The sequence below is a fragment of the Ideonella azotifigens genome, from assembly GCF_006519715.1.
Classification (GTDB): Bacteria; Pseudomonadota; Gammaproteobacteria; order Burkholderiales; family Burkholderiaceae_C; genus Ideonella; species Ideonella azotifigens.
On sequence record NZ_VIDT01000042.1, the window covers coordinates 1 to 17,886 of the forward strand.

At 66.8% G+C, this 17,886-nt stretch carries 15 protein-coding genes and 2 pseudogenes; 15 read left to right on the plus strand and 2 right to left on the minus strand.

Annotated features, from left to right (window positions below):
* Positions 1–117: 117 nt before the first annotated feature.
* The 10 genes and pseudogenes from pqqA to pyk all read left to right on the plus strand — a co-directional run.
* Positions 118–180 (plus strand): annotated as a pseudogene (gene pqqA / locus FKP22_RS34235) (pyrroloquinoline quinone precursor peptide PqqA); the annotation flags it as partial.
* A 120-nt stretch (positions 181–300) separates the two neighbouring features.
* The gene (locus FKP22_RS05065) at positions 301–993 is read left to right on the plus strand and encodes an FAD:protein FMN transferase (protein ID WP_231010256.1); all 693 of its coding nucleotides are present in this window, start codon (positions 301–303) and stop codon (positions 991–993) included.
* 239 nt (positions 994–1,232) lie between these two features.
* Positions 1,233–2,978, plus strand: a complete 1,746-nt coding sequence (locus tag FKP22_RS05070; RefSeq protein ID WP_141285807.1) for a PQQ-dependent methanol/ethanol family dehydrogenase — start codon at positions 1,233–1,235, stop codon at positions 2,976–2,978.
* A gap of 117 nt (positions 2,979–3,095) precedes the next feature.
* Entirely contained in the window at positions 3,096–3,428 is a 333-nt protein-coding gene (locus tag FKP22_RS05075) for a high-potential iron-sulfur protein (RefSeq protein ID WP_141285809.1), read from the plus strand.
* 109 nt (positions 3,429–3,537) lie between these two features.
* Entirely contained in the window at positions 3,538–4,281 is a 744-nt protein-coding gene (locus tag FKP22_RS05080) for an AzlC family ABC transporter permease (protein WP_141285811.1), read from the plus strand.
* Complete coding sequence (locus FKP22_RS05085) at positions 4,278–4,607, plus strand: branched-chain amino acid transport AzlD family protein (RefSeq protein ID WP_141285813.1); 330 nt, start codon at positions 4,278–4,280, stop codon at positions 4,605–4,607. Before FKP22_RS05080 ends, FKP22_RS05085 begins: the two co-directional genes overlap by 4 nt.
* A 44-nt stretch (positions 4,608–4,651) precedes the next feature.
* Positions 4,652–5,845 carry a phosphoglycerate kinase gene (locus FKP22_RS05090; RefSeq protein ID WP_141285815.1) on the plus strand — a complete coding sequence of 398 codons (1,194 nt, stop codon included), beginning with the start codon at positions 4,652–4,654 and terminating at the stop codon, positions 5,843–5,845.
* Between the two features lie 161 nt (positions 5,846–6,006).
* Positions 6,007–7,107, plus strand: a complete 1,101-nt coding sequence (locus FKP22_RS05095) for a cellulase family glycosylhydrolase (protein WP_141285817.1) — start codon at positions 6,007–6,009, stop codon at positions 7,105–7,107.
* 289 nt (positions 7,108–7,396) lie between these two features.
* Positions 7,397–9,718 carry an NADP-dependent malic enzyme gene (locus tag FKP22_RS05100; protein WP_141285819.1) on the plus strand — a complete coding sequence of 774 codons (2,322 nt, stop codon included), beginning with the start codon at positions 7,397–7,399 and terminating at the stop codon, positions 9,716–9,718.
* Between the two features lie 122 nt (positions 9,719–9,840).
* On the plus strand, positions 9,841–11,271 hold the full coding sequence (gene pyk, locus FKP22_RS05105; RefSeq protein WP_141285821.1) for a pyruvate kinase: 1,431 nt from the start codon (positions 9,841–9,843) through the stop codon (positions 11,269–11,271).
* Between the two features lie 2 nt (positions 11,272–11,273).
* Here pyk and FKP22_RS05110 read toward each other — a convergent pair whose 3' ends face one another.
* Positions 11,274–12,293 (minus strand): STAS-like domain-containing protein, encoded by a 1,020-nt coding sequence (locus FKP22_RS05110; RefSeq protein WP_141285823.1) that lies wholly within the window; start codon positions 12,291–12,293, stop codon positions 11,274–11,276.
* A 301-nt stretch (positions 12,294–12,594) separates the two neighbouring features.
* Between FKP22_RS05110 and fba the strand changes: the two genes are divergently transcribed.
* The 3 genes from fba (at position 12,595) to FKP22_RS05125 (ending at position 15,788) form a co-directional block, all read left to right on the plus strand.
* A complete protein-coding gene (gene fba, locus FKP22_RS05115) occupies positions 12,595–13,659 on the plus strand; it encodes a class II fructose-bisphosphate aldolase (RefSeq protein WP_141285826.1) in 1,065 nt (354 codons plus the stop codon).
* Between the two features lie 112 nt (positions 13,660–13,771).
* Entirely contained in the window at positions 13,772–14,668 is an 897-nt protein-coding gene (locus FKP22_RS05120; protein WP_141285828.1) for a phosphoribosylaminoimidazolesuccinocarboxamide synthase, read from the plus strand.
* Between the two features lie 16 nt (positions 14,669–14,684).
* Complete coding sequence (locus tag FKP22_RS05125) at positions 14,685–15,788, plus strand: hypothetical protein (RefSeq protein ID WP_141285830.1); 1,104 nt, start codon at positions 14,685–14,687, stop codon at positions 15,786–15,788.
* 38 nt (positions 15,789–15,826) lie between these two features.
* Here FKP22_RS05125 and FKP22_RS05130 read toward each other — a convergent pair whose 3' ends face one another.
* The gene (locus FKP22_RS05130; protein ID WP_141285832.1) at positions 15,827–16,789 is read right to left on the minus strand and encodes a tetratricopeptide repeat protein; all 963 of its coding nucleotides are present in this window, start codon (positions 16,787–16,789) and stop codon (positions 15,827–15,829) included.
* A 167-nt stretch (positions 16,790–16,956) separates the two neighbouring features.
* Between FKP22_RS05130 and purE the strand changes: the two genes are divergently transcribed.
* Together purE and FKP22_RS05140 are read left to right on the plus strand one after the other, a co-directional pair.
* Positions 16,957–17,454 (plus strand): 5-(carboxyamino)imidazole ribonucleotide mutase, encoded by a 498-nt coding sequence (purE, locus tag FKP22_RS05135; RefSeq protein ID WP_141285834.1) that lies wholly within the window; start codon positions 16,957–16,959, stop codon positions 17,452–17,454.
* Positions 17,451–17,886: pseudogene (locus FKP22_RS05140) on the plus strand (5-(carboxyamino)imidazole ribonucleotide synthase); the annotation flags it as partial. The gene purE and the pseudogene FKP22_RS05140, both read left to right, overlap by 4 nt.

The window sequence follows — 17,886 nt, forward strand, 5'->3', positions numbered from 1 at the left end:
GGCAACCCCGCGGTCCTGGCGCCGCAGAGGCGTGGCCTGGGCTGCTTTCCGAGGATAACCCCCGGCCCGGCCTGATCCCGGGTGTTTCGGCACGGGCTTTGCAGATGGAGACATCCCATGGCCTGGACCACCCCCGCCTGCGGAGACCTGCGCTTCGGCTTCGAAATCACGATGCACATCGCTGCGCTGATGCCGTCGCCACCTCCACACCTGGCCATGGCCCCTCATGAAAATCCTTGTGCTCGGCTCCGGCGCGGGCGGCGGGTTCCCGCAGTGGAACTGCAACTGCTCCCTGTGCACATGGTTGCGGTCAGCGGTGAGCAGCATTGCGCCAGCTTCGTGATCCCCGGTTTCGAGCACCTGGCCTTCACCGCCATTCCGGGCAAGGCGCCACCGTATTCACCGCACCGCCGCGAACAGGTGGTGGGCGACAACATCGCGCCGGCGCGCCAGGAGGAGCTTGACATGCGCCGTCACCAATTCCTGCGGCGCGCTGGGCGCCGGCGCCAGTGCCCTGGCCTCCGGCCTGGCCCGTGCCACGGCGCCGATGCCCCCGCAACCCTGCTGCAGCAGCACGGCATCACGCAGGCGCTGGTCGATGGTGGCGAGTGGGCCGGCCGTGGCCGCAACCCTGCCGGCCAGCCCTGGCACCTGGCGTTGGCCGACCCGCGCGATGCCGCGGCCTGGATCAATGGGCTGGATCTGCAGGAGGCCTGCCTGGCCACCTCGGCCGACAACCCCAGCTGCTTCCCGCCGGACTTTCGCCACCACCACATCCTGGACCCGCGCAGCGGCGATTTGCCACCCGAAGTGGCCGAGGTGGCGGTGCTGGCCCGCGAAGGCGCGCTGGCGGACGCCTTCACCAAGGTCGCCTTCATGGCCGGGCCGCGGCGGGCCGTCACGCTGGCACGGGAATGGTCGGTCGAACTGCTGCTCGTGGACAAGGCCGGGCGGCGCTGGGTGTCACCAGGCTGGCCCGGGCTCACGGCCTGAGCCAGTGTGGCGCAGCGCCACGCCGGAATACCCGGCCTGGCACATCCGGCATGACACACCTGACTGTGCAAGCGTGGCACAGCTGGCGGGGGAAACCCGGGTGACGTGCGTGGAAAACCACCGTCTGGCAAACCCCCTCCGGCCCCGGCCGAGTGGCACAGACATTGCGCTGTGTAGCAGCGCGCAACTGCGCCGCCGGCCCGGTCCACCGGGCGGCGCTCACCCCACGTGGAGACAACATGCGACCGACTCTCTTGAACCTGTTGATGTGCATCGGGCTGGCCGCGGCGGCCAGCACCCATGCCGCCGGCGTGACCGATCAGATGATCGAAACCGAGTCTTCGGCCTCGGGCAATGTGCTGAGCTGGGGAGGCACGCCGCAAGGCCAGCGCTACTCGCCGCTCAAGCAGATCACCACTGCCAACGTCGGCAAGATGACGCCGGTCTGGGCCTTCTCGTTTGGCGGCGAAAAGCAGCGCGGGCAGGAGTCCCAGCCCGTCATCTACAACGGCAAGATGTTCGTCACCGCGTCCTACTCGCGCCTGTTCGCGCTGGACGCGGCCACCGGCAAGAAGCTGTGGAAGTACGAGCACCGCCTGCCCGAGGGCATCATGCCCTGCTGCGACGTGGTCAACCGCGGCGCAGCGCTGTTCGACAAGCTGGTCATCTTCGCCACGCTGGACGCCCAGCTGGTCGCGCTGAACCAGGACACCGGCGACCTGGTCTGGAAGACCAAGATCGACGACTACGCCGCCGGCTACTCCGCCACGGCTGCGCCCATCATTGCCGAGGGCCTGCTGCTGACCGGCGTGTCCGGTGGCGAGTTCGGCGTGGTCGGCCGCGTCGAAGCGCGCGACCCGCGCACCGGCAAGCTGGTCTGGACCCGCCCGACGGTCGAAGGCCACATGGGGTACCTCTGGGACAAGGATGGCAACAAGCAGGAAAACGGCATCTCCGGCACCACCAACCAGTCCTGGCCGGGCGACCTCTGGAAGACCGGCGGCGCGGCCACCTGGCTGGGCGGCACCTATGACCGCAAGACGGGGCTGGCCTACTTCGGCACCGGCAACCCGGCGCCATGGAACAGCCACCTGCGCAAGGGCGACAACCTCTTCTCCTGCTCCACCGTCGCGATCGACGTGAAGACCGGCCAGATCAAGTGGCACTACCAGGGCACGCCCAACGACAGCTGGGACTTCGACGGCGCCAACGAGTTCATCACCTTCGACATGGATGGCAAGCGGGTCGGCGGCAAGGCCGATCGCAACGGCTTCTTCTACGTGATCGATGCCAACAACGGCAAGCTGGTCAACGCCTTCCCGTTTGTCAAGAAGATCACCTGGGCCACTGGTGTGGACCTGGCCACCGGGCGCCCGAACTTCGTGGCCGAGAACCGGCCCGGTGACCCGACTGTGGGCGACGGCAAGAAGGGCAGCGAAGTCTTCTCCGCGCCCGGCTTCCTGGGCGGCAAGAACCAGATGCCGATGGCCTACAGCCCGGACACGCAGCTGTTCTACGTGCCGTCTAACGAATGGGGCATGGAGATCTGGAACGAGCCCGTGGCCTACAAGAAGGGCGCGGCCTACCTGGGTGCGGGCTTCACCATCCGGCCGCTCAACGAGGACTACATCGGCTCGCTGCGCGCCATGGACCCGAAGACCGGCAAGATCGTCTGGGAGGTGAAGAACAGCGCGCCGCTGTGGGGTGGCGTGCTGACCACCGGCGGCAACCTGGTGTTCTGGGGCACGCCAGAGGGCTACCTGAAGGCGGCCGATGCCAAGACCGGCAAGGTCGTCTGGCAGTTCCAGACCGGCTCCGGCGTGGTGGCGCCGCCGGTCACTTGGCAGCAGAACGGCGAGCAGTACGTGGGCGTTGCTTCCGGCTGGGGTGGTGCAGTGCCGCTGTGGGGCGGGGAAGTGGCCAAGAAGGTCAACTTCCTCGAACAGGGCGGGATGATGTGGGTGTTCAAGCTGCCCAAGGGCTAGAGGCTGACCCGCAGGCGCATGGCCTTTCCCGTTTCCCTTCCGCAGGGATTGAACCCGGGGGCATCGCTGGATGCCCCCCTCGCCGGGCCGCGCGCCGGTCCGGCTGGAGCTTGCAGCATGAACTCCCCCTTTTCACTTTCTTCCCGCCGTTTCTTCATGATCCAGGCGCTGGGCACTGTGGGCGCCAGCGTGGCGCTGCCGGCCTCCGCGCTGGCCGCGCCGGTGCATGTGGACGAAGCCGACGAAACCTCGGCCGCGCTGGGCTATAAGCACGACACCAGCAAGGTGGACGGCGCGAAATTCCCCAAGCACCAGGCCTCGCAACGCTGCGTGGACTGCGGCCTTTTCCAGGGCGCAGCCAGCGACGAATGGGCCGGCTGCGCGATGTTCGGCCGCAAGCAGGTCCATGCCAACGGCTGGTGCAACGCCTGGGTCAAGAAGCCTGCCTGAGGCTTGATGCGTCGCGCAGCGCTCTGATGGGGCGCGGGCGGTTGGTCAGGCCCGCAGGCAGATGCCGGCCTGAAATTCCGGCTGCCAGGGTCCATAGGACAATGGCGGCATGAGCGTTTCTGAGCCGCTGTGGCGGCATCCTGAATTCCGGCGTGGTGCACACGAGATGGTGGGCATTGCGCTGGGCATCGCGGCCTGGGGTCTGGTGACCGGCGTGGCGATGGTCAAAACCGGCCTGGGCGTGCCGCTGTCGGTGCTGATGTCCTTGCTGGTGTTCGCCGGCAGCGCGCAGCTGGCCACGCTGCCGCTGATCGTTTCCGGCGCGCCGATCTGGGTCGTCTGGGCCACGGCGATCTGCGTGAACCTGCGCTTCGTGATCTTCAGTGCGGGCTGGCGGCCTTATTTCGGCCACTTGCCGCGGCGCCAGCGCATGTGGCAGGCCTATTTCACGGCCGACCTGAACTACGTCTGCTTCATGCGGCGTTTCCCCGAGCCCAAGCCTTCGCCCGAGCAACTGCCTTATTTCTGGGGCGGCGCGGTGGTCAACTGGCTGGCCTGGCAAATCTTGTCGCTGCTGGGCATCTTCCTGGCCGACACCATCCCCACCGCCTGGGGCCTGGGCTTCGCCGGCACGCTGGCGCTGCTGGGCCTGACGGGCTCGCTGCTGTCTGACCGCGCGACCTGGCTCGCCGCCGCCGTGGCCGGCTGCGCTTCGGTGGCAGCCTACTCGCTGCCGCTGAAGCTCAACATCGTCACCGCGATTGCCGCGGCGATTGCCATCGGCGTGCTGCTGGATCACTTCAAGGCGCCGTCCGCACCGGTGGCGGTGGCCAATCCCGGGGACCGCACATGAGCACCTGGGAAGCTGTGATTGCCTTGATCGGACTCGCGCTGATCACGGTGCTGACGCGTGGCTTTTTCCTGCTGCCCGAGCGCGAGGTGCCCATTCCCGCCTGGCTGCGCGAGGCGCTGCGTTACGCGCCGCTGGCTGCGCTGGTGGCGGTCGTCGTGCCGGAAACGGTGATGACGCAAGGCCACATGATCCATGATTGGCGCGACGCGCGGCTGTTCGCCGCTGCGGCCGGCGCGCTGTGGTTCTGGTGGCGCCGCGGCATCCTCGGCACCATCGTTTGCGGCACCGTGGTGCTGCTGACGCTGCGGCTCACGCTGGGCTGGTGAGCACGGCCCGTATTTCCTCCCTTCACTTCAACCATCACACCACCATGAACGTCATCCGCTTTGCAGACCTCGTGGACCAGGGCAAGGTCTCTGGCCAGCGCGTGTTCATCCGCGCCGACCTCAACGTGCCGCAGGACAAGTCGGGCAACATCACCGAAGACACCCGCATCCGCGCTTCGGTGCCCTGCATCGAGCTGGCGCTCAAGGCCGGTGCCGCGGTGATGGTCACCAGCCACCTGGGCCGCCCGACCGAAGGCGAGTTCAAGCCCGAGGATTCGCTGGCGCCGGTGGCCGTGCGCCTGGGCGAGTTGCTGGGCCGGGAGGTCAAGCTGGAGGCCAATTGGGTCGATGGTGTGGACGTCGCGCCGGGCCAGGTCGTGCTGCTGGAAAACTGCCGGGTGAACAAGGGCGAGAAGAAGAACGACGAAGTGCTGGCGAAGAAGATGGCCGCGCTGTGCGACATCTTCGTGCACGATGCATTTGGCACAGCGCACCGCGCCGAGGCCTCGACCTATGGCATCGCCCAGTTCGCCAAGATCGCCTGCGCCGGCCCGCTGCTGGCCGCCGAGATCGACGCGATCAACAAGGCGCTGGCCAACCCGAAGCGCCCGCTGGTGGCCATCGTCGCCGGCTCCAAGGTCTCGACCAAGCTGACCATCCTGCAGTCGCTGGCGAAGAACGTGGACGGCCTGATCGTCGGCGGCGGCATTGCCAACACCTTCCTGCTGGCCTCCGGTCTGAAGATCGGCAAGAGCCTGGTCGAGCTGGACCTGGTGGACCAGGCCAAGGCGGTGATCGAGGCGATGAAGGCACGCGGTGCCGCGGTGCCGGTCCCCACAGACGTGGTCTGCGCCAAGACCTTTGCCGCTGACGCGCCGGCCACCGTCAAGGCCGCGACCGACGTGGCCGACGACGACCTGATCCTGGACATCGGCCCCGAGACCGCCGCCAGGCTGGCCGCGCAGCTGAAGGCCGCCGGCACCATCGTCTGGAACGGTCCGGTCGGTGTGTTCGAGTTCGAGGCCTTTTCTCACGGCACCGAAACCATTGCCCGCGCGATTGCCGACAGCGACGCCTTCAGCATCGCCGGCGGCGGCGACACACTGGCGGCCATCGCCAAGTACGGCATCGAGAAGGATGTGGGCTACATCTCGACCGGTGGCGGCGCCTTCCTTGAAGTGCTGGAAGGCAAGACCCTGCCGGCCTTCGAGATCCTGAGCAAGCGCGCAATGGCATAAGCGCGAGGGGCCGCAACCGGCCCCTCGCCCCTTCAACTCCGAGGGAGAAGCGCAGTTCCGCCCCGGTGGTCGACTAACCTGTCGGCTCAAACTGGAGCGGCGTTGTGACCTTTCCTCATCATCTTTGCCGAACCGCAAGCGTCACCAGGACGCTCAAAGGCTTGGCCAGCGCATTGGTGGTCGGCCTGATCTGCGCTTCTACTGCGTTGGCTGCCCCCACGGGACAGGTGAGCGTGCGTGATGGCCGCGAGTTGCTGCGCGATTGCCGTCCCTGGGTACCTTCGGGCTTGAATTTCTACGGTCGAGTCATTCCCGCAAAATGGAACAGCGACCCCGATACATTGGCTGCTCAGTCTTCGTTTGGCGCCGCCAACATGGAGATGGTGACGCGCATTGCGGGGGATTCGGTCAGGTACGCGGTCGGCATGCCGTTCCTTGATCCCCAGTCACGGCAGTACCAGCCTGACTATCAGGATGAATTGGCTGCTGCCGTGAAGCTGGCCAGGGACCGTGGCCTGACGGTGTTTTTGCTGATGCAATGGCAAGGGCGCACGAAGGTGCACGCGGTGGAAACCATGCCAGGGCCGTCCAGCCTACGGGCATGGCAAGCACTGGCCCCACGCTTCAGCGATGACCTCGGCGTGGTGTTCGAATTGTTCAACGAACCCCAAAGCGTGACTCGGCCGGATTCGGTGGAGTGGGAGCGTTGGCGTCAAGGGCACCAGGCCATCATCGATGCGCTGCGCGCCCAAGGTGCCCAGAACGTGGTCCTGGTCGACGGCATGAATGGTGGTCGCCGTCTCTCGGGGGCGCCTGAGTTGAAGGATCCTTTGCGCCAAGTGATCTATGGCGTACACCCCTACATTCGAGCGGACATGAACAGCGTGCCGGAATGGGATGATTACTTTGGCCGCTTTGCGGACGACCATGTGGTGGTGGCGACCGAGTGGAGCCACTTCGCACGCATGTGCGAAGTGGCGCCTGTTGGTGTTGTGCGGACGCTGCTGGGCTATCTCGAGCACCGCCGCATTGGCGTGCTGGCTTATGGTGCTGAATCTCAGGACAGCCGCTTGTTCAAGAAGACGTCGAATGGCCGCTTCGATTTGACGAGTTTTGACGGCGTTTCCTGCACTTCGCCGGACGCGGGTCCGGGTGAGGATCTTGCCAAAATGTTCGGCCGCTTGTCGCAGTCATGGGCTCATACTGCGCCGGTATCGGCTTCGGCATGTGGCCTCAGCCCTGCCCACAAGGCAGAGCGCTGAGTCTCCGGTGGTTTGGCCGTCTGCAACGCAGGGCTCGCCTACTTTCGAGAGCTTCAGCAAATGTGTTGGATCTGATGCGATGAGGCGGGAAACTGCCGCTGCCGGCCACCTTTCCTGAAACCACCAACGTCATGGTCAATGTGGGGTGCCCTTGTGCATGGTCTCATGCATTTTTCGCATGATTGTGGGTTTCCCTTAGGGCCGCCGGTTTTGCAGGGATAGATTGGGGTGGATGCACTTGGCGTTGGGCCAGGCGCACCCACGCTTCTGTTCCTCACCTGCTGTGTCCATGACCAAGCCTTCCTTGTCCCCCGCCGAACAGGCCCTGCGCGAAGCCGCGCTCGAGTATCACCGCAGCCCGACCCGCGGCAAGATCGCGGTCACGCCGACCAAGGCCCTGCTGAACCAGCGGGACCTGTCGTTGGCTTATTCCCCGGGCGTGGCCTATCCGTGCCTGGCGATTGAGCAAGACCCGTCGCTGGCAGCGGAGTACACCTCGCGCGCCAACCTGGTCGGCGTGGTGACCAACGGCACGGCGGTGCTGGGCCTGGGCAACATCGGGCCGCTGGCCAGCAAGCCGGTGATGGAAGGCAAGGGCTGCCTGTTCAAGAAATTCGCCGGCATCGACGTGTTCGACATTGAACTGGCCGAGAACGACCCGGACAAGCTGGTCGAGATCATTGCCGCGATGGAGCCGACGCTGGGCGGCGTGAACCTGGAAGACATCAAGGCGCCCGAGTGCTTCTATATCGAGAAGAAGCTGCGCGAGCGCATGAACATCCCGGTCTTCCATGACGACCAGCATGGCACCGCCATCATCTCCAGCGCTGCGCTGCTCAACGGGCTGGAACTGGTGGGCAAGCAGATCGGCGAGGTCAAGGTGGCGGTGTCCGGCGCTGGCGCCGCGGCCATTGCCTGCCTGGATGTGATGGTTGGCCTGGGCGTGAAGCGCGAGCACATCTTCGTCTGCGACTCCAAGGGCGTGATCCAGAGCGAGCGCGAGGATGCGCGAAGCGGCAAGCTGGACGAGTCCAAGCAGCGCTACTGCCAGGTCACGCTGGCCCGCACGCTGGGCGACGTGATCGAGGGCGCGGACGTGTTTCTCGGCTGCTCCACCGCCGGCGTGCTGACGGCCGAGATGGTCAAGAAGATGGGCACTCAGCCCATCATCCTGGCGCTGGCCAACCCGGAGCCGGAGATCCGCCCCGAGCTGGCCAAGGCCGCGCGGCCGGACTGCATCATCGCTACCGGCCGGTCGGACTACCCGAACCAGGTCAACAACGTCCTCTGCTTCCCGTACATCTTCCGCGGCGCGCTGGACTGCGGCGCCACGCGCATCACCGAAGAGATGAAGCTGGCCTGCGTGCGCGAGATCGCAGCACTCGCCAAGGCCGAGGCGTCCGACGAAGTGGCGGCGGCCTATGCCGGCAAGGAGCTGAAGTTCGGCCCGGAATACCTGATCCCGACGCCGTTCGACGCGCGGCTGATCCTGCGCATCGCCCCGGCCGTGGCCAAGGCGGCAGAGGCCTCCGGTGTGGCCACCCGGCCGATCACCGACATGGACGCTTACCGCGACGTGCTGAGCCGCTACGTCTACCAGACCGGCATGTTCATGCGCCCGGTGTTCGCCGCGGCCAAGCTGCAGCCGGCGCGCGTGGTCTATGCCGAGGGTGAAGACGAGCGTGTGCTGCGTGCGGTGCAGGCGGTGCTGGACGAAGGCCTGGCCAAGCCCATCCTGATCGGCCGCCCGGCGGTGATCGCGATGCGCATCGAGCGCGCCGGCCTGCGCTTGAAGCCGGGTGTGGACTTCGAGGTAGTGGACCCTGAAGACGACCCGCGCTACCGCGCCTGCTGGGAGGACTATCACAAGCTGATGGGCCGCGACGGCGTGTCGCCCGAGGCGGCCAAGGCGGCGCTGCGCCGCTCCAACACCTTGATCGGCGCGATGCTGCTGCGCCGCGGCGATGCGGACGCGATGCTGTGTGGCCTGGTGGGCCGCTTCGATGGCCACTTCGAACACGTCAAGGCGGTGATTGGGCCGCGGCCCGGCATCACGACGATGGCGACCATGAATGCGCTGATGCTGGATCAGCACACGTTGTTCATCACCGACACCTTCGTCAACGAAGCCCCGTCGGCCGAGGAACTGTGTGACATCGCGTTGATGGCCGCCGAAGAAGTGCAGCGCTTCGGCCTGCCACCCAAACTGGCCTTCCTCAGCCACTCGATGTACGGCTCGTCGACCCGGCCCAGTGCCAAGCGCATGCGTGCCGCGCGCGACCTCTTCGTGCAGCGTGCGCCCGAGATCGAGTGCGATGGCGAGATGCACGGCGACGCCGCGCTGTCGGAAGACATCCGCCAGGCCATCCTGCCCGAGAGCACGCTGAGCGGCAGTGCCAACGTGCTGGTGATGCCCAACCTCGACGCCGCGAACATCCTGTTCAACGTGCTGAAGGTGACCAGCGGCCACAACGTGACGGTCGGCCCGATCCTGCTCGGCGCCGCGGCGCCTGTGCATGTGCTGACGCCTTCGGCCACGATGCGCCGCGTGGTCAACATGACCGCGCTGGCGGTGGCCGACGTGGCTGCGCAGCGCGCCGCAGCGAAGTGAAATGGGCGCGGACCGGCCGCGCGGCGGCGGTCCGCGGCTTCACCGTTTTGCGTTGGTAATTCGCTTGTAACGCCAAGCGCCCGCGGCTGCGGATAATGAGGCCCCCCTCAGGAGACCGCTTCATGTCCCGTGCCACCAAAATCGTCGCCACCCTTGGCCCAGCTTCCAGTGACGCGGAGGTCCTGGAGCGCTTGTTGCAGGCTGGCGTGGACGTGGTGCGGCTGAACTTCAGCCACGGCAAGGCGCAAGACCACATAGACCGTGCGAACCTGGTGCGCCAGTGCGCCGCCAAGGTCGGCAAGACGGTTGCGCTGATGGCCGACCTGCAGGGCCCGAAGATCCGCGTCGGCAAGTTCGAGCAGGGCAAGGTGATGCTGGAGAACGGCATGCCGTTCGTACTGGATGCGGCCCGCACCGAGCCTGGCGACATCGAAGGCGTGGGCCTTGACTACAAGGAACTGCCGCGCGACGTGAAGCCCGGCGACGTGCTGCTGCTCAACGACGGCCTGATCGTGCTGACGGTCGACCGCGTGCAGGGCGACAAGGTCTTCACGCTGGTGAAGATCGGCGGCGAGCTGTCCAACAACAAGGGCATCAACAAGCAGGGCGGCGGCCTGACCGCGCCGGCGCTGACCGGCAAGGACATGGAAGACATCAAGACCGCGATGAGCTTCCAATGCGATTACCTGGCCGTGAGCTTTCCCAAGAATGCCACCGACATGGAAATGGCGCGCCAGCTGGCCAATGTGGCCGGCGAACCGTGGCGCCACAAGCCGGCGATGATCGCCAAGATCGAGCGCAGCGAAGCCATCCCGCACCTGGAAGCCATCCTGAAGGCCAGCGACGGCATCATGGTCGCGCGCGGCGACCTGGCGGTGGAAGTGGGCAACGCGGCGGTGCCGGCGCTGCAAAAACGCATGATCCGCATGGCCCGCGAGATGGACAAGATCGCCATCACGGCCACGCAGATGATGGAGTCGATGATCGTCAACCCGGTGCCCACGCGCGCCGAGGTCAGCGACGTGGCGAACGCCGTGCTGGACGGCACCGACGCGGTGATGCTGAGCGCCGAGACCGCCGCCGGCCGTTATCCGGTGGAAACCGTGGAGCAGATGGCGCAGATCGCGCTGGAAGCCGAGCGCGCCGACGACGTGCGGCTGGACGCCGACTTCACCAACAAGCGCTTCGGCCGCATCGACCAGTCGATTGCGATGGGCGCGCTGTTCACCGCGCACCACCTGGGCTGCAAGGCCATCATCGCGCTGACCGAATCGGGTTCGACGGCGCTGTGGATGAGCCGTTACCGCATCAAGGTGCCGATCTACGGCCTGACCAGCAAGGCCGGCTCGCAGACCCGCATGGCGCTCTACCGCAACGTGCGCCCGATCCTGATGCCCACCCACACCGACCGCGACCAGGCCCTGGCCGAAGCCGAACGCCTGCTGGTGGCACGTGGCGCGCTGAAGCCGGGCGACACCTACGCGATCACCTGCGGCGAGCCGATGGGCCACCCCGGCGGTACGAACATGTTGAAAGTCTGCATGGTCCGCTGATTTCAGCTGGCTTGAACCGCCGCGATCATCGCGGCCACATTTCTGCTCGCGTTGCGGATCTGCAGTTCGACTTGCTGCTGGTCGCGGGCAAAGACGCGGAAGAGTTCGTCGGCGAAACCTTGGCCAATGCGCTCGACACCGCTGAAGTCCAGCTCGGCCTGCTTAAACTGGCCCAGGCGGGCGGCGACGCGGCGGGCCTGCGAGCGGGATTCGAGGGCCACGTGTTCGCCGGTCAGCAGGCGCAGCGGCAGCGTGGTGCGTTCGAAGCCATAGCTTTCGCCGTCCAGGCTGGCCGAGCGCATCACCTGCTCCAGCGTGCGCGAGGTGTCCAGTGCAATCGCCAGATAGACCGCGCTGCCGCTCTGGCGCATGGCCTTGCCCTGCACCCAGTGCGATTCGCGCCACTCTCGGTGTTGGAAAGCGTGCGAATTGGCGTGCAGATCGAACACGTCGGCCAGGCGAGAGGTGAAAAACAGGCCGCGGCCGGTGTGGCGCTGCGGGCTGCTGGTCAGCTTGCCCTTGCTCAGTTCCAGCATCGCGGCGGCCGGGTCTTCGATGTCGAAGCCTTCGCGGATCTTGTCGAACAGGCCGCGGCCGTCGTCCGACACCAGCAACTGGGCATGGTTGTTCGTCTGGCGCAGCGAGATGGCGACCTGCGTGCCTTCGCTGTGGTCAATGGCATTGTTCAGCAGCTCGGTGAAGGCGTGCTGCATCATTTCGCGCACATGGGCGGGCAGCGAGAAATGCGGCGCAAAGTCGCGCGCCCAGGGACGGTCTTCGTCCAGGCCTTGCAGCGGGTAGCGCTGCACGATCTGGCGCATGGGGCCAGCCTCGAACTGCGGCCGGTTGAGCGGGCCGGAGCGCTTCAGCCAGCCCAGTTCGGTCAGCTGGTGCACCAGCCGGCGCGCCTTGGCCAGAGAGCAGCCGGCGCGGGCGGCCACGGCTTGCGCCAGGCCGCTGGGGTGCCGCTGCACCAGCGAGGTGATCCAGGTGGTGGCGGAAGCGAGATCGGTGCGGGCCATGGGACTTCTCCGGCGCACGGGCGCCCTGTGAACATGCTTGAACGAGATTGGGCTCAAGTTTTGCCCGGCCAAGCCGATGGGCAGCGCCGGAAAAGGCGGGGAAAGGCACGGGATTTGCGGCGATATGGCGCAGTTGCCATCGGGCCGCCGCCCAAGAACTGGGGGCTTCGGCACCCGTCAGTGCCCTGCGGTCGTTAGAATTTGGCGAGTTACGGCGTGGTTACGAAGAGTGCAGGACTGCCGCGGGCAGCCTTCTGCCGCCGGCCCGCCCTCAGGATTTTTCACTCTCTCGGAGCAGACCATGCCTCTCGTTTCCATGCGCCAGCTGCTGGACCATGCCGCCGAAAACGGCTACGGCATCCCGGCATTCAACGTCAACAACCTGGAGCAGGTGCAGGCCGTGATGTCGGCCGCGGCCGAAGTCAACGCGCCGGTGATCCTGCAGGCCAGTGCCGGCGCCCGTAAATATGCCGGCGAGCATTTCATCAAGCACCTGATCCAGGCGGCCGTGGAAACCTGGCCGCAAGTCCCGCTGGTGATGCACCAGGACCATGGACAGAGCCCGGCGATCTGCCAGGGTGCGATCGACCTGGGCTTTGGCTCGGTGATGATGGACGGCTCGCTGCGCGAGGACGGCAAGACGCCGGCTTCGTTCGACTACAACGTTGACGTGACGCGCCGCGTGGTCGAGATGGCGCACAAAGTCGGTGTCACGGTCGAGGGTGAGCTGGGCTGCCTGGGCAACCTGGAGACCGGCGACGCTGGCGAGGAGGACGGCATTGGCGCCGACGTGAAGCTGGACCACAGCCAGATGTTGACCGACCCGGAAGAGGCGGCGGTGTTCGTCAAGGCCACGCAGCTGGACGCGCTGGCGATTGCCATCGGCACCAGCCACGGCGCCTACAAGTTCAGCCGCAAGCCCACCGGTGACATCCTGGCCATCAGCCGCGTCAAGGAAATCCACAAGCGCATTCCCAACACCCACCTGGTGATGCACGGTTCCTCCTCCGTCCCGCAGGAGCTGCTGGCGCAGATCAACCAGTACGGCGGCAAGATGAAGGAGACCTTTGGTGTGCCGGTCGAGGAGATCCAGGAGGCCATCAAGTTCGGCGTGCGCAAGATCAACATCGACACCGACATCCGCCTGGCGATGACCGGCGCGGTGCGCAAGTTCCTGGCCGAGAACCCGGACAAGTTCGACGCGCGCGAATGGCTCAAGCCGGCCCGTGAGGCGGCAATGAAGGTCTGCAAGCAGCGCTACCTGGAGTTTGGCTGCGAAGGCCAGGCGGGCAAGATCAAGGCCGTGCCGCTGGTGGAAGTGGCCCGCCGCTACGCGCTGGGCGAACTGGCGCAGACCGTCAACTGACAGGCTTGCGCCGCGGCCTCTCTGTTAGGCTGCATTCGCGAAACCGCCCGCCGGCAGAGCCCATGCCGCGCGGGCGGTTTTACAATCGCCTGTTGTTCACCTGAGATTTTTCATGGACCACGCGCTGCACGAAAGCTCCCTGCATTCCCTTCCTCTGCTGGCCCGTGGCAAGGTGCGAGACAACTATGTGGTCGGCGAGGACCGCATCCTGATGATTGCCTCGGACCGCCTGTCGGCCTTCGACGTCATCATGGCCGAACCGATTCCGGGCAAAGGCGCGCTGCTGACGCAGATGGCGCTGTTCTGGTTCGACAAGCTGGGCCACGTGGTGCCCAACCACCTGACCGGCGACGCGCCGGAGTCGGCGGTTGCGGCCGATGAAGTCGCGCAGGTCAAGGGCCGGGCGATGCTGGTCAAGCGTCTGAAGCCGATCCCGGTTGAGGCCGTGGTGCGCGGCTACCTGGCCGGCTCGGGCTGGAAGGAATACCAGGAAAGCCAGTCGGTCTGCGGCGAAAAGCTGCCGGCTGGCCTGAAAAACGCCTCCAAGCTGCCGCAACCCATCTTCACGCCGGCCACCAAGGCTGAGATGGGCGAGCACGACGAGAACATCTCGTTTGCGCAGATGGAAAAGCAGATCGGCGCCGAGCTGGCGGCCAAGATGCGCGAGGTCGCCATCCGCCTCTACGAGGAGGCTGCCGCCTTTGCGCTGACCAAGGGCATCATCATTGCCGACACCAAGTTCGAGTTCGGCCTGGACGCCGACGGCACGCTGACGCTGATGGATGAGGTGCTGACGCCCGACTCCTCGCGCTACTGGCCGGTCGAGGGCTATCAGGAAGGCATCAACCCGCCCAGCTACGACAAGCAGTTCGTGCGCGACTGGCTGGAGCAGGCCACGGTGGACGGCAAGCCCTGGGGCAAGACCGCACCGGCACCGGCGCTGCCGGCCGAGGTGGTGGCGCACACGGCCGCCAAGTACCGCGAGGCGCTCGAGCGCCTCACCGGCTGAAGCGGGGCGCATTGCAATGGCCTCCCGTCTGATCGAGCGGCTGGACGCGGCGATTGTCAGCGCCGATGACCCGGTCCAGCGTGAATGCCTGAAGGCTGAACGTGCCGGCGCGCTGGCTCGCCACGGCCTGCTGGCCGATGCCCGCTTTGCCCTGGCGGGGCTGCGCACCCAGAGCCAGCGCCGGCGCTCGGCGCGGCTCAGTGCGTGGGTCTGGCTGGTGGACGGGCAGATCGACCACTTCGAGGCGTTGGCGCCCAAGGCCAAGGACAAGTTCCGCCGCAGCCGCGAGCTGGCGATGGAGGCCGGAGACACCGCGATGCAGGCCCTGGCTTCGGCATGGCTGGCCAGCTGCAGCTGGAACGAATCCAGCATGACGCAGATGGCAGGGCAGCTGCTGGAGACGCTGCAACTGGCCGCACCCGACCACCACAGCGCCCGCGCCCGTGCCGGGCTGGTGCTGGCAGACGCCTACCGCTTCGCGGGTGACGACGAGGCCTCGCAGGTCTGGTACCTGAAGGCCCGCACCCATGCCAGCGCCGATGGCGACGGCTCGATGATCAGCGCGCTGCTGCACAACATCTCGGCGATGCGCTCGGCGCGCATCGGGCTTGACGATGCCTTTGGCCACACCGACCTGGACGTGGCCGCCAAGGCCTTGCTGGAAGCCGAGTCCACCGCGAATTACGACTGGGGCGCAGGTGCCGTGGCGCTGACGGCGATGGTGCCGATCCAGCTGCGCGCGCAGTTGCTTGTCGTGCTGGGCCGTTTCGACGAGGCCGTGGCCTTGTTCGATGCCTACCTGGGCCGCGCCCGCAGCGAAGGCATGGCTTACCGCGAGCCCCGTTTCCTGGCCGACCGGGCCTGGTGCCATGTGTGCAGCCAGCGCCTGGCCGAAGGCCTGCGGGATGCGCGCCAGGCCGAGCGCGGCCTGGCCTCGCAGTTCGATGCCGACGATTGGGCGGCGACCCATGCCCGCCTGGCCCGGGTGTTTGGCGCTTGCCAGCTGCCCGACGAAGCGGCGGTGCACCAGGCTCGCGCCGAGGAGTCGCTGGCGCTGCACAAAGTGCACCAGCAGTCGATGCGCGAGACCCTCGCCACGACGCTGCGAGAAGTCATTTGAAGGGCTGATGCACTCGGCAGGCCGAGTGCATCAGCCGGTCAGAACAGCACCATGCTGAGCTTGCGCCGGTACTGGTCCAGCACCGGGTCGGACGAGGTCACGGCGGCCTTGCCGGCGATTTCCAGCGTGCCTTTGGTGGCGGCCTCGGCGGCGGCCTTGGGCGCGGGCTTGGTCATCAACTCCAGGATGGCGACATAGGTCTTGCGCGCCAGGTCCTGGTTCCAGGCCTTGTCGCGCATCAGGATCTCCAGCAGCTCGTCCATGGCCGCGGTCGGCTCGCCGGCGACCAGCAGTTGCTGGGCGCGCTCGAAGCGTGCATCGAAGTCACGCTTGTTCGCCGCGATGGCGGCGTCCAGCTCGGCCCGAGGGCGGGCCTGTGCCATGGCCTCGGCCGCCTTCAGCCAATGCTCTACGGCGGAGAAGCGGGTGTCGGACAACACCTTGGCCGCGGCCGGCTCGAAGGCGTGGCGGGCCTGCGCGATGCGCGCCGGCTCGTCGCCTGCCAGGCTCAGCAGCAGCTTCAGGTAGTCCAGGCGGGCGGTGTCGTTGGCCGGGTCGATGGCAACGGCTTCCTGCAGCTTGGCCAGCACGTCTTGCACGTCGCCACCTTCGGCCATCAGCTGCTCGGCCTCTTCCACTTCGGCCTCGGCAACGAGTTCGTGCTCGGTCGGCACGTGCTTGGCGAGGAACTCGCGGATCTGCGCTTCCGGCAGCGCGCCGACAAAGCCGTCCACCGGCTGGCCCTGCGAGAACATCACGCAGAAGGGGATGGAGCGCACGCCAAAGGCCTGGCTCAGCTGGCCGGCGATCTCGGGCTGTTCGTCGCTGTTGAGCTTGGCCAGCAGGAAGCGGCCTTCGTAGTCGGTCTCCAGCTTTTCCAGCACCGGACTGAGTGACTTGCACGGCCCGCACCAGGGCGCCCAGATGTCCAGCAGGACCGGCTGCTGCATCGAGGCTTCGATCAGCTCGGCCTGGAAATTCTCAATGGTGATGTCGATCATGGTGTTCTTGGAAAAGCTGGCGGAGGGCGCAGACCGGGCGCTGCTTTCAGACGGTTTGACGGTCCTCTTCAGGCCACTGGCGGCAGGGTCGCAAATGAGGCCTCACCGGCTGGAAACAAGCGCAGCCTAAAATCCGTGTTTTGTGTGATCCGGAGTCAGAAGCCTTGATGAACAGCGCCTCGCCCGTGGTTGGCATTGTCATGGGGTCGTCCAGCGACTGGGAAACCATGAAGGCCGCGGCCCAGATTCTCGCCGAGTTCGGCATCGCCCATGAGGCGCGTGTTGTCTCGGCCCACCGCATGCCGGACGAGATGTTCGCCTATGCCGAGGCCGCGCAGGCGCGCGGCCTGCAGGCCATCATCGCCGGTGCCGGCGGTGCGGCCCACCTGCCGGGCATGCTGGCTGCGAAGACGCTGGTGCCGGTGCTCGGCGTGCCGGTCGCCAGCCGCCACCTGCAAGGGGTCGACTCGCTGCATTCCATCGTGCAGATGCCCAAGGGCATTCCGGTCGCGACCTTCGCCATCGGCACCGCCGGTGCAGCGAATGCCGCGCTGTTCGCGGTCGCGATGCTGGCCAACCAGGACGCCGCGCTGCGCGAGCAGCTGGCCGCCTTCCGTGTGCGCCAGACCGAAGTTGCGCGGGCGATGACCCAGGACCTGCAATGACCCAGCCGCGAGCCGATCGGCCTCTGTTGCCTGGGGCCACGCTGGGCGTGATGGGCGGCGGCCAGCTGGGCCGCATGTTCGTGCACGCTGCCCAGGCCCTGGGCTACCGCACAGCAGTGCTGGACCCGGACCCGGACAGCCCGGCCGGGCTGGTTTCGCACCGCCACATCCAGGCCGACTACCTGGACCCGGTCGGGCTGGCGCTGCTGGCCGATGTGGCCGACGCGGTGACGACTGAATTCGAGAACGTGCCTGCCCAGTCGCTGCGGGTGCTGGCCGAGCGCCGGCCGGTGGCGCCCGCGGGTGACGCGGTGGCAATTTGCCAGGACCGTGCCGACGAGAAGGCCCATTTCAGCCGTGCGGGCGTGCCCTGCGCGCCGCATGCGGTCATCCGCACCGAAGCCGACCTGGCGGCAGTACCGGCCGGCCTGC

What these genes read in the sequence shown, in the direction of transcription:
- FKP22_RS05065 (WP_231010256.1), top strand. Translation starts at nt 301, where the DNA reads ATGGTTGCGGTCAGCGGTGAGCAGCATTGCGCCAGCTTCGTGATCCCC.
- FKP22_RS05070 (WP_141285807.1), top strand. Translation starts at nt 1,233, where the DNA reads ATGCGACCGACTCTCTTGAACCTGTTGATGTGCATCGGGCTGGCCGCG.
- FKP22_RS05075 (WP_141285809.1), top strand. Translation starts at nt 3,096, where the DNA reads ATGAACTCCCCCTTTTCACTTTCTTCCCGCCGTTTCTTCATGATCCAG.
- FKP22_RS05080 (WP_141285811.1), top strand. Translation starts at nt 3,538, where the DNA reads ATGAGCGTTTCTGAGCCGCTGTGGCGGCATCCTGAATTCCGGCGTGGT.
- FKP22_RS05085 (WP_141285813.1), top strand. Translation starts at nt 4,278, where the DNA reads ATGAGCACCTGGGAAGCTGTGATTGCCTTGATCGGACTCGCGCTGATC.
- FKP22_RS05090 (WP_141285815.1), top strand. Translation starts at nt 4,652, where the DNA reads ATGAACGTCATCCGCTTTGCAGACCTCGTGGACCAGGGCAAGGTCTCT.
- FKP22_RS05100 (WP_141285819.1), top strand. Translation starts at nt 7,397, where the DNA reads ATGACCAAGCCTTCCTTGTCCCCCGCCGAACAGGCCCTGCGCGAAGCC.
- pyk (WP_141285821.1), top strand. Translation starts at nt 9,841, where the DNA reads ATGTCCCGTGCCACCAAAATCGTCGCCACCCTTGGCCCAGCTTCCAGT.
- FKP22_RS05110 (WP_141285823.1), bottom strand. Translation starts at nt 12,293, where the DNA reads ATGGCCCGCACCGATCTCGCTTCCGCCACCACCTGGATCACCTCGCTG.
- fba (WP_141285826.1), top strand. Translation starts at nt 12,595, where the DNA reads ATGCCTCTCGTTTCCATGCGCCAGCTGCTGGACCATGCCGCCGAAAAC.
- FKP22_RS05120 (WP_141285828.1), top strand. Translation starts at nt 13,772, where the DNA reads ATGGACCACGCGCTGCACGAAAGCTCCCTGCATTCCCTTCCTCTGCTG.
- FKP22_RS05125 (WP_141285830.1), top strand. Translation starts at nt 14,685, where the DNA reads ATGGCCTCCCGTCTGATCGAGCGGCTGGACGCGGCGATTGTCAGCGCC.
- FKP22_RS05130 (WP_141285832.1), bottom strand. Translation starts at nt 16,789, where the DNA reads ATGATCGACATCACCATTGAGAATTTCCAGGCCGAGCTGATCGAAGCC.
- purE (WP_141285834.1), top strand. Translation starts at nt 16,957, where the DNA reads ATGAACAGCGCCTCGCCCGTGGTTGGCATTGTCATGGGGTCGTCCAGC.